The sequence below is a fragment of the Okeania sp. SIO1H4 genome, from assembly GCF_010672695.1.
GTDB lineage: Bacteria > Cyanobacteriota > Cyanobacteriia > Cyanobacteriales > Microcoleaceae > Okeania > Okeania hirsuta.
Map to the genome: position 1 here is coordinate 1 of NZ_JAAHGB010000118.1, position 11849 is coordinate 11849.

At 34.8% G+C, this 11849-nt stretch carries 9 protein-coding genes and 1 tRNA gene; 3 read left to right on the forward strand and 7 right to left on the reverse strand.

From position 1 onward, the window contains the following. Window positions 1-263 precede the first annotated feature (263 nt). On the forward strand, window positions 264-971 hold the full coding sequence (locus F6K06_RS32090; RefSeq protein WP_124147140.1) for a hypothetical protein: 708 nt from the start codon (window positions 264-266) through the stop codon (window positions 969-971). A 550-nt stretch (window positions 972-1521) separates the two neighbouring features. On the opposite strand, the gene F6K06_RS32095 is transcribed toward F6K06_RS32090, so the two are convergent. From F6K06_RS32095 to F6K06_RS32110, 4 genes are all read right to left on the reverse strand, one after another. Continuing rightward, window positions 1522-3081 carry a hypothetical protein gene (locus tag F6K06_RS32095; protein WP_124147141.1) on the reverse strand — a complete coding sequence of 520 codons (1560 nt, stop codon included), beginning with the start codon at window positions 3079-3081 and terminating at the stop codon, window positions 1522-1524. A 247-nt stretch (window positions 3082-3328) separates the two neighbouring features. Next, window positions 3329-3451, reverse strand: a complete 123-nt coding sequence (locus tag F6K06_RS32100; protein ID WP_282433659.1) for a hypothetical protein — start codon at window positions 3449-3451, stop codon at window positions 3329-3331. Beyond that, the gene (locus tag F6K06_RS32105) at window positions 3441-4247 is read right to left on the reverse strand and encodes a TIGR03943 family putative permease subunit (RefSeq protein ID WP_287244863.1); all 807 of its coding nucleotides are present in this window, start codon (window positions 4245-4247) and stop codon (window positions 3441-3443) included. The genes F6K06_RS32100 and F6K06_RS32105 overlap by 11 nt, the downstream gene beginning before the upstream one ends. Before the next feature lie 311 nt (window positions 4248-4558). Then, window positions 4559-5656, reverse strand: a complete 1098-nt coding sequence (locus tag F6K06_RS32110) for a permease (RefSeq protein WP_124147143.1) — start codon at window positions 5654-5656, stop codon at window positions 4559-4561. 589 nt (window positions 5657-6245) lie between these two features. Between F6K06_RS32110 and F6K06_RS32115 the strand changes: the two genes are divergently transcribed. Then, the gene (locus tag F6K06_RS32115; protein ID WP_287244867.1) at window positions 6246-6908 is read left to right on the forward strand and encodes a diguanylate cyclase; all 663 of its coding nucleotides are present in this window, start codon (window positions 6246-6248) and stop codon (window positions 6906-6908) included. A gap of 368 nt (window positions 6909-7276) precedes the next feature. On the opposite strand, the gene F6K06_RS32120 is transcribed toward F6K06_RS32115, so the two are convergent. Continuing rightward, window positions 7277-7894 (reverse strand): metal-binding protein, encoded by a 618-nt coding sequence (locus F6K06_RS32120; protein ID WP_287244870.1) that lies wholly within the window; start codon window positions 7892-7894, stop codon window positions 7277-7279. Window positions 7895-8006: 112 nt separating this feature from the next. On the opposite strand from F6K06_RS32120, the gene F6K06_RS32125 reads away from it, so the two are divergent. Continuing rightward, window positions 8007-8078, forward strand: a tRNA-Val gene (locus F6K06_RS32125). A 1132-nt stretch (window positions 8079-9210) separates the two neighbouring features. On the opposite strand, the gene kaiC is transcribed toward F6K06_RS32125, so the two are convergent. Next, window positions 9211-10770, reverse strand: a complete 1560-nt coding sequence (gene kaiC / locus F6K06_RS32130) for a circadian clock protein KaiC (protein WP_287244873.1) — start codon at window positions 10768-10770, stop codon at window positions 9211-9213. A 258-nt stretch (window positions 10771-11028) separates the two neighbouring features. Then, on the reverse strand, window positions 11029-11343 hold the full coding sequence (kaiB, locus tag F6K06_RS32135; RefSeq protein WP_124155262.1) for a circadian clock protein KaiB: 315 nt from the start codon (window positions 11341-11343) through the stop codon (window positions 11029-11031). Window positions 11344-11849 lie beyond the last annotated feature (506 nt).

Here is an 11849-nt window from a genome sequence, read left to right on the forward strand (position 1 = left end):
CGGCAGCTATATCGCGAAGCGTGATAGAGAAACTTTGGCAATTTTTGGAGATGTCTATTGGTAAGGTAAGTTCCGGCAACTGATGATTTGCGTTGGCGGAGCCTAGCGGCAGCTATATCGCTTCTTACACCATACTATCAGTCTAAATACTTACTCAACTTTTACCATCTTTGCATACTACATTTTGTCGTGCGGAATGTGGGTTTTAAGATAGTGAGGTATAATCTTCATCCCTATTCCCTATTCTCCCAAAACTACTGTAAATGAAATTTCAAATCACAATTTCTCCCTTTAAAATTGCTAAATACTTAACTTTTGGCGTGATATTTTTAACTATATGCAGCATCGCCATTCAAATAGGTAAATACATTTTTGATTACCGCGAACCCTGGACAAGATTATTTAATCTCGACCGGGAAATGAATATTCCAACTTGGTATTCAGCTTTAATGTTAATATCTTGTGGATTAATTATTCGCGGAATTTTTGCAATAAAAAAATCACAGTCTGAGCGTTTCTGGCGAAAGTGGCAAATTCTCTCAATTATCTTCTTTCTATTAGCACTTGACGAAGTAGCTAGTATCCATGAAATTTTGATTATTGATGACTTAGCAGATACTCTAAATCTTCCCAGTTTATGGCATTCAGTGTGGGTAATTCCTGGAACAGTTTTAGTAGTAATTTTTATCTGGAAATATTGGAAATTTATACTCTATTTACCAAACCAACTGCGTCGATATTTCTTAATTGCTATTAGTTTATATGTGGGTGGTGCATTGGGTATGGAAATGGTCGGAAGTTACTATGATGGAATTGATGGTCAGCAGAATTTAGTTTACGCAATGTTAGCCACCGTAGAAGAAGTAATGGAAATGATGGGATGTGTGGTTTTTATTTATGGGTTGTTAACTTATTTAGGTGAGTTAAGTACAGAGTTACAAGTTAATTTTCACATTAACAATAAGGGTTAATTTTATATCGCAGGAGTAGGTATCACTCTAGGGAAAAAATTGATAATACCAATTTGGGAAAAGAATGTTACGAATTAATTTGGGCAGTTCAAAGGCTTTAAAGGAGATGCCCCTTGGACGAAAAAGATAAATTACAACCTAATAAATAGTATTAAAGCTATTAATTATGACTCGGTAACTTCCCCTCCTGGGAGAGGTTAGGGGTGGGTTTAATTCTAAGAAATAACCTAGTTATTTGTAGCAAATATTTATCAAATTGGTATAATATCATGTCCTTTGGTATCGTTGGTGTAAAAACTTAGGTAATATCTACTTTTTCTTGATTTTAAATCTTCTTCCTTCTTCCTGACCGAATAATTATTAATTGTTAATTATTAGTTGTTAAATTGAGCTTTATCTTTATCCCTTATGGGTTTAATACCCCACCGTCTAGACGCTGCAAATACGCTTGGTGAGGTGAGAATCTCCATCGACCGCATTTTTCTGACTACTGAATTCTGACTTTTTCTTCAAAATTACTGATGTACCTGACTTAATATAAATAGAATAGCTAAGGCAACCACTTAGGATGAATACCAGTTAGAGGCAACTCTTCTGGTTTAAGTTGCCACTGGGAATCATCTTCTGGCATTTTTGAGTCTAAAGGTAACATCCATAAACGACTAATTTTTCTAGTGTTTTTTGTATTTTCTTGTTCTTGTTCTTCTTGATTTGATATTGTCACCATTTGGTCAAATAATAATGCTAAACCATCTGGTGATAAATCCATATTAACTTCCTGTTGGTTTGGCAAAATAACCAAAGGTCTTAACAAATTTCTCTTAAGATAAAATGCTGCGATATAAGGTTGTTCTTGATATTCTTCTTCCTTCTCTACTACTTGAGTTAATAAACAATAAAGAATTCTTTTATTCGGGTCAAATTCTGCACTGAGAATATTACCATAAGGACGAGTTCTTAATACCTCTCGCTCCTGACCTTGATTAGTCACAATATAAAGCGATCGCGTCCCATCTTGATTATATTTTACCATGGTTGCCATGGAGCCATCAGGAGAAAAATTCAATACTGTTCCAAATTTTGGTAAGAATATTAAATCCTCTGAATCTGTTTCTGGATTTATTGGTAAAATGGAGGTTCCTTCTCCTTGTAAAATTACTAAACTTTTGCTATCTGGGGTAATTAAAAAGTCTCCACCTTTTTGAATTATTCCATCTTTATTTGTTAAAGGTTGTGCTTCTTTTTCTAATTCTAATACCCACGGACCGGAATCAAAAACATCTTTTCTATTTACCCGTTGAATGACAATTTTTTGACCATCAGCAGATAAATCAAATTTCAAGTTTTGGTATTCTAAATTATCAAGAACTTTTTCAATTTTACCTGCAGCTTCTAATGATTTTAATTGGGAATCTCCAGGAGTAAAATTAATCCCAGTTGTCACAGTATATATTTGTTGTTCTATCAGAGTCGGAACTTCATTTTGCTTTTCAACTGCCGAAAATAAAATCTTTTCACCTTGGGGAAAAAATTTAAAGTCCATTACTTCTAAATTTTTCGGACTTAGTATTATAGGCCGTTGCTTTTTAGTTAAATTAATTAAGATTAATCTGCCTTTTTCCTCTCCTTGAAAACCTATATAAGCAAATGCGCGATCGCGACTTCTAAATAGACCTTGAAAAGGCTGCATTACCTCCCCTTGATCCAAGCCATAAAACTTTTCTTTTGCCCCTGATAATTTCACTTTATACTGATTACCATAGGGAGCAGGTTCTAAAATTGTATAAGCCATTCTACGACCCGCCCAACTCACTTTTCCTGGTAAAGGTGGTTCTATTGTTAAATTTTTTTCAACACTTGCATGGTTCATGGGTCGATTAAAATTTAGTATAAAAGCTGTATCTTCAGCTCCTATTTTTTTGTCTTGCCAGCTAAAGTCTTTAACTTTTGGAGTTGTACTTCCACCACTCACAAATAACAGACAAATTAACACCGTTAAGCCGAGAATCAAAGTAATAGCAACTCTGTCCAAAGGTTGTCGTAATTCCTCTAAAAGAATGTCTTGATTTTCGCGAAATAGATGATTAATTTTTTTTCTTAAATTTACCATTTATTTTTCCTTTATACCCCACAGTTAAAGAAGGAAGTCAGAAGTCATAAATCAGAAGTTATTTTTGTTACAGGGATTTTGAGCAACCCTAAAAAAATATTTCGCCTTAAAAGGTGGGGTTGCGCAACCCAATTATTTTGATAAAAGTTTCGGACGAGTTGAAAATTGTGCTTAATCATAATAGTGTTTACTACCGTTTGAAGACTTATTCTTAATATTTATAGAGGATTATTTGTGATATCTATGATTAAGCGGAGATAATATTATCTTTTTCTTTTGAGTTTAATATCCCACCGTCTACATAGTGTTTAAAATTTCTTGTGGTTTGAGTCTCCGTCCACTTCTTCCTTCTTCCTTCTTCAATAATCATAAGGATTTTTCGGCTTAGGAATTGGTTCAATCTTAGATGGCGAAATTGTTAGTTTACGTTGACTATTCAGCTCATCAGTAATCATTTTACCTTCAACTTTCAACCAACCATCTTGAGGATATTTACTCCGACTTCTGCCTTCTGGTAATTTAACTGGTAATCCTACTGGATAAGCATCAGCAGCACAACAAGTCAAAATAAATCTAGATATCCAAAAATATTGCTCAGATAATCCAGGAGGATAAATTACAAACCCAGTTACTTCAACTTTTTGCTCATTATAAGCATCTGGTTCTGGATAAACATTTAAAATTCTAATCCATTCAATCAGTGATCGCTCTTCTGGTTTAGTACCACTACGAAATTCTTGAGGTTGAGTTCTAGTCACTGGTAAAGATTCTGTTAAACCTCTTTGTAATGCTGTTTTACTAGCAAAAACTTGAGGAGTAATCATCAATGCCAGTAGAGCTGATATTAATAATAAACCACTACTCCAACCAGGAGGGAAAAGATTAATATGCTGATTTTCAATACTGGTTAATACTTGTTTTGATTGTCTCTTAAATCTTTGACTTTTGCTAATACTCCATAACTCTAAAATTTTCAATCCACCTAATAAGAGTAAAGCAATTCCAGCTCCCACTGTTAAACCAAAATAACGAGGATGAATTAATATGTATAACTTGCTTGTCATCCAATAATGCAATAACATAAAACCCCAAACAAAAATTGCTATAGCATCTATCCAAGAACTATATTTTTTGAGTAGGGAAAAAAGTGACTTGTAAACTTTCATCTGATTAAAATTGCCCCACTTATGTGAATAATATAGCAAGGAACGAGTTGGTGTTTTATTGTTGATGTTTTACTTATGCTAATGATCAAGCTTAGACAGAGAATTTTCCTGCTCCTAATCCTACTGTTGCCTGTTCCCTGTTCCCTTGATTAAAATTGCCCCACTTATGTGAATAATATAGCAAGGAACGAGTTGGTGTTTTATTGTTGATGTTTTACTTATGCTAATGATCAAGCTTAGACAGAGAATTTTCCTACTCCTACTCCTACTGTTGCCTGTTGACTGTTCCCTGTTCCCTGCTATAAGTTAATTTAACTCAAATATAAATTCACAATCAAAGCCATAATAAATGTTAATTGTGCTGCCAATACCATTAAATAAATTACAACCCGCGACCGAAATACTGATAATAATAAACCAACAGCTTTGATATCAATCATCGGTCCAAAAACCAAAAAAGCTAATAGGGAACCACTGGTAAAAGTTGCAGCAAATGACAAAGCAAAAAAAGCATCCACAGTCGAACAAATAGAAACCACTGCTGCCAAAGTCAGCATAGCAATAATTGAACTAATAGGACTCTGACCAAGACTCAGAATAAATTCACGGGGTGCAGCAACCTGAATCATTGCAGCGATCGCGCTACCAATAACTAACACTCCACCTAAGTCTTGTAACTCTTGCACCATACTATTTAACAAAGATAAAAGTCGCTGTCGATCAGGTGCAACGAACAGAGATTTCCAACTCATATCTTTGTTAGAAGTGGTTTGACTACTCACACCTAGTGGACTTTGATTAATAGTACTAGCTTCTACTTGCCAAAGTGGGATAGACTCCAGGGGCATAGACGTGGTAGATTGACCTAGAAAAAATGTTCCTGACTGTAAAAGAGGAGAAGTTTCAACTTTTTGAGAAACTGACTGTTGAGGTCTAGGCAATAGACGAGCAGTTTTAGGTTGCAATAATGGTCGCATATCCTTTTGTACGCTGAATACCCAACCAATAATTGTTGCTATTGCTAGAGAAAATACCACTCGTAACACCACTATTTCTGGTTGGTCTCTAAAAGCAGTCCAAGTGGCCCAGATTACTATGGGATTTACTGTTGGAGCTGCCAATAAAAAACCAATTGCTACTGAAACTGGCACACCTTGTAGTAATAAACGTCGAGCAACCGGAACATTACCACATTCACATACCGGGAACAAAAAACCAACTAAACTACCTACAAATGCTCCTAAAAGAGGGTTTTTAGGCAGATATGTAATTAATTTACGTTCATCAATAAACCACTGTAATATTCCGGATAAAATCACCCCCAACAGTAAAAATGGTATTGCTTCTACCAATAAACTAAGAAAGAGGGTGAAAGCATTATTCAACTGATTTGTCAGCGTTGATGCCATCTTTATATTTACTTTAGATTTACTCTTTAAACTTTTTTTCCTAAGTATTTTCTTTGGTTCAATAATCGCCTAGGGATCGATATTAATTTTTTAAATAACTATACATAATATTTACAATGTGAGTATATACTAAAGTAATCTAGAATAATTAGCCTCTCTAGGTATATACAATTTCTTTCGACAAATAAATAATATTTAAGTTTTATGGTTAACTTATCTAGCTTTAAGTCCTTGATCTTAACACCTCTTGAAAACTCCCTGCCAAAAACTTTTCAGGAGTTAACTGTACAAAATTTATGTTGATAGTAATCAATCAGGAGAAGTAGCTGCTTTGAGACTGGAAGCTGAACCAAGATTGCCAGGAATAATCTTAACTTAAGAGGGACATATCTCAGGAATGATTTCCCGACAGCGGTTTTTGGAGTCTCTGAGTTGCCTTTTTGGACGAGAACTATTTTTGAAAAGGTCTTTAAAGACTTTGTATGAATTCGCTTATACAGATTTTTTGCTTATGCCTGGCAATACTACAGTTGTAGAAGCTAGTAGTACCACTTGACAAAGAGCAACTAACCAAGCTTATGAACTAATTGTGGTTGAAATCGAACCCTATGTCTACAGAATTTTAGATGTCCATCATCTGCTAATAGCTCAATGTCATATTCATGAATTGGCCAGTAATTTACTCCATGAACTTTATCAAGAATTGGAGACAGCTCACCAAGAATTAGAACTTCAAGCTTCTTTAGATGCTTTGACTCAAGTTGCTAATCGTAGAAGATTTGACCAATATCTAGCTCAACAATGGTTCCAAACGTCTAAAGAGCAGAACTCTATATCCCTCATCATGGCAGATATTGATTGTTTTAAAGGTTACAATGACACTTATGGTCATCAAGCTGGAGATAAATGTCTCAAACAAGTAGCTTTGGCAATCAATCAAGCTGTTCAAATGTCACTTCAAACAAATAAGGAAAATTTAGTAGCTCGTTATGGAGGAGAAGAATTTGCTATAGTTTTACCCAAGATAAATGCTATTGATGCTGTTTCTGTAGCTGAAAAAATTCGTTCTCATGTCAAGTCATTAAATATTATTCATCAAGCTTCTGTTGCCTCAAAAGTTGTAACTTTAAGTTTAGGACTCGCCACAACTGTACCTCAACTGGGTGGCTCACGAGAAGCATTAATTTCTGAAGCAGATCGAGCACTTTATCAAGCTAAAATTAAAGGCCGCGATCGCGTTCTCCTTAGTTAAGGTTAGCTCTGGATAAATTATATCATCTCTGGTAGCATCGTTAGTGTATAAAATTACGTCACAATTAGAGGGAACCCTTCTTCCTGATAACTCCTGTTCTCTGTCTCCCTTTCATCAAACTTTAGGTATATAACCGGACATGATATTACAGCGCTTTTCAAATGAATGAACCACAAATATCTAAAATAGAACTGTATAAGGAGTAATCGCCTCAACTTATAGTTGAATATTAATGATGAGCATCAAAAATTATCATCAACTTTCTTCAAATAACAAATCAACTGTTTTCAGATTTATTCAGCGAACCCTAAATATTGCTTAACTATTCAAGCTAATTTTCTGCTTCTAACTTCTTGAATCAACTAATTTTATTTCTGAGTACGACGACTTCTAGGAGGAACGACTTTTGGGGAAGTTGATTTACCGGGAGTGGACTTACGTCGCTGTTTGTGAGGTTTAACTTTGGGAATTAAGCTAGATAAACCTTTCGTTTTGAAGCGTTTGTAAGCTGAACTACTCCAGTCACTAACAGAATGACTCATTGCACCAAGTTCTAGACCCACTAATAAAGCGATTACTTCTTGATAATGCAGGGAAAGCGATTGCCATAAGCTTTCAACAAACCCTAAAATACTCCATTCCAGCCCCAGTAATTCATCTATAATTAAACCAAATACAACCACCATTCCCAGCCATGTCAAAATATACAGCAGTCGTAGTGCAGTACCAATTATAGGTCCGTGAGATAAAAAGGAGCGATGATTCAGACTTGTTTGGTAGGGTCGCCAAAGCCACTTAAACCAACCCCATCGTTGAAATTGCCGAGAATTAATGTCCAGATCTGGGCCAAACATTAGCCCACTGAACAAAAAACTCCCAGAAACAAATAAGGTTAAGTGGGTACTACGAATTAACCCAAAGCTTAAGCTTGTTACTATGGGTAAACTCCACAAGGTTATCCGGTCATGGGTGCTACCACTGGGCATAGCAGATTTAATCTAGGCCAAAAAATGCATAATCTATTTATCAAACTTAGCAGATAAAAGATACTTTTTTTTACTTGCATATTTAGTAAGATGTGTTATACTTATAAAAGTTGGGCGGTTAGCTCAGCGGTAGAGCGCCTGCCTTACAAGCAGGATGTCACTGGTTCAAATCCAGTACCGCCCATAAAATCAAATCATCTAGGTATTAGTTAAGTTTATGTTTTTGGTAATCATTTTTGATTCCTAAATTTAATTAGATGATCTTAGATAATTAAAACCATTTATATACTTATTCTTAATTTATACCTTAATTTTATCCTTTTCCAGTCTCTGTAAAATGTTGACTATATTAGTTTTGACTTTAGTGGACTAGACTACTTCTGATTTAAGCATATCTACTTTGAAGTGAAAGTCCCAGTCTTAGAGCTGATTTTTAACTCGCGCTAAAACCCTTATTTCATCTAACTCTCAGGGATTTAGGCCTTATTGGACTAATACTCCCAAAACCCTTGTATTGCCAGAGATTCAGCCTCTTAATATTTATTTTATAAATCAGCTCTTAATGAAAATTGAATGGATATATTTGTATAGGTACTTATTACTTTTAATTCGCACAAAGGCGATCGCCATATCAAATTTTATTTGACCGAATAATTAATCATTAATCATTATTAATTAAATAATTCAGGTTAAAAGCCTCCCCTTTCAAGGGGAAAATAAAGAAATAATATTTCCTTATGTTCAATCAAGAACGGTTTTAACCAGAGGTAATTATCCATTATCCATTATCCATTATCCATTAATGAACGGACAATCAAGGTTTAATATCATGTCCGAAGGCAATCGTTTGTGTAAAAGTTAGCGTGGATATCTATAGGAAATTTAAGTTTTTTTTCTTGCTCTTATACCAAATTCAAAAAAAGGTAGTTACATCTTAATTTGTGATTTATTGCTACAATTAAAAATTGTATATATCCATCAAATGTCAAAATTAAGCATTTTTTCCTCTTTTTTATCCAGTTTTTCTTTCCCTGTTGTCTGTTCCCTGTTGTCTGTTCCCTGTTGCCTGTTGCCCGTGTCGAGACTGTAGCAATATTTTATGAAATTGGCATTAAGCCTTCCTGCCTTCCAGAGCTGTTGCCTACCTTTGCTATACAACAACGATGCTACCCGACACGATTTCAAGCTTGTGCCTCTATACCACGGACCTTCACTATACAAGCAGCAAACAAGAAAAATTTTTCCTTTTAGTAAATCCTCTTCTTTTCAATTAAAGGTAAAGGTAATAGTTAATTATTAATTGTTAAAATTCTATCCTATTCTTCTGGTGCCTTCTCTTGAACTCCCTGTATAATTCTAGATAATTCACTTTTCTCGTTAACTACAATTCTAGTAGGAGAACCACTAATAATTCTTTCATAGCTACGGAAGGAATCTTTGATCTCAGGACCATTTGATGTTATTGTATATTCTCTAATTCCTTTATCATGCCATGAACCACGCATTTTGAAGACATTAATAGCGCGGGACATTTCACCACGAATTTCCACATACTGTAGCATTATGATTGTATCGGTAATAGTCGAAATATGAGTATTCGTAATAGAATGAGACCCCATAAATTGATCGGTCGTATTAGTAAAAAATCCTGTTATTTCTTCTTGCTTGGCAAAACCAGTTACCCCAATCACAAATTGTCTAAAGGCATTATTACTTACTCCTCTTGCTAAAGCAGATAGAGAATCAATAGCTATTCTAGAAGGTTTAAAGTCGGCAATTTCTGATTTAATAATTTGTAAGTGGTCTTCTAAACCTGCTGATTCTGGGTAGCTACACAAGATTCTTAATAATCCCTTTTTTTCTAATTCTTCAAAATCTATACCCCAAGAATAGGCATTACGAAATAATTGAGCACGAGATTCTTCATAAGCAAAAAGCATCGCAGGTTCATTATTTGTACAACCATTTTCTAAGAATTTACTTACTAAAAGAGTTTTTCCTGTACCTGTAGCTCCAGTTGCTAATATGATTGAATCTTTAAAGAAACCACCTCCACACATTTTATCTAGAACTTCATCTCCAGAAGAAACTCTAACATTTGAAGAACGTTGAGTCAGTCGCATTGCTCCTAGTGGGAATATATTTACACCATCATTAGTAATCGTAAATGGATATTCCCCCTTCATGTGGGTTGTCCCCCTAAGTTTTAAGATTTCCATGGTTCGCCTTCTACGCTCGCCTTCTAGAGCATTACGAACTATAACAACATTATCCGAGACAAATTCTTCTACTCCAAATCTGGCTACTGGACCATATTCTTCTACTCTTTCAGTAGTCATAATTGTAGTTGCACCAACTTGTTTGAGTCGGGCAACTAAACGAAATATTTCTCTTCTGACTACAGAAGCAGCATCATATTGTTGAAATACAGCAGTTACTGAATCAATAGAAACTCTTCTTGCTTTGTATTTACGAATGGCATATTGAATTCTTTCTATTAAGGCAGATAAGTCAAAATTTCCTACTATATCTTGTCCCTCTGGATCGGGAGAAGCGTCTAATATAAATAATTTCCCATCATTAACTAATTTCTGTAAATTCCAACCAAAACTGTAGGCGTTTTTAATAATATCGTGGGGAGATTCTTCAAAGGTTACAAATACTCCTGGTTCATCAAAATAGATAATTCCATTATAAAGAAATTGAATAGCAAGCAATGTTTTACCAGTTCCAGATGTACCACTTACTAATGTGGTTCTGCCAACTGGCATTCCTCCATGACTGATGTCGTCAAACCCCTCAATCATGGTCCGAATCTTTTCAACTCCTACTGTTGCTATTTCATCTCTTTTAATAGGTTCACTATTTTCATTCATATTTTTATCTTTGGAATATTAAAAAAATTTTAGCTATCCACAAATATATAAGTATATCTACATATATCAGGATTGTCGCACCATAATGTACAGTTTATGGCATTTTTAATTTTGGTAGAACACAGAGAAGTCTGCTCTCTGGCTTTTGCTTGAAGGCAAAAGTCTATATGCCATACCTCAATAAAAATCACGACTATGTCCAGAGTACTTATATCACAAAATACTAAAATTTATGTTAATTGTATCAAGAAGTTCATTTTAGAGATTAAATTCGTCTTCATTGAGTTCCTCATAAAGTAGATCTAATCCAATTAATACTTTTTCTCTATCTGAAAGATCCCCAATAATTTTTCTCACAGGTGGGGGTAATATTTTTGACAAAGTTGGTGTGGCCAATATTTTATCCTCTTCTGCTAATTGAGGATTTTTTAGTACATCTATTACTTTTAGGGCATAAACTCCTTGAAATTCTTGCTCAAGGATTTCTTTGAGTGTCTTTAGCGCCCGCACAGAATTAGGAGTATTTCCAGCAACGTACAACTTTAAAACGTAGGTTTTCTTCAGGGGACTCATAGTTATTCTCTAGTGATTTTTTTGCTGTTTGAAGAGTTTTTTTCTTGATGAACAGAGTTTTTAACTATGTTTAAATTTTACAAAATTTACAAAAAAAATTATATTTTTTATCCTCCTAAGGTAGAGGTTAGCAGGGAGTAAGGGATAGTTACTTTTGTCTACCCCTGTTCACTATTGGGTTTAATGTTCCACGGCTCATCTTTAAGATTAATCAATCTGGGTGGAGTTTAATCTCCACCTCAATTGCCCCAACTCCCATAGGTTCCAAATTCGACGGTTCCTCTACCCAATTCCCTTGTTCAATTTGAAGGTTCATTTATTCATTGAAATATATTTGATAATGTAAAAGTTTTAAATTTTATTAAAGCTACATTATCTATTTTTGACATACTCCCGGCGCTGAATTAAAAATTACAGCGCGGGATTCTCACCCATCTGTGATTCTTGATTCAGCGACACCACTTACTATTTCAGGTTGCCCATCTACAGCAGAGGTGGTAGTCTCC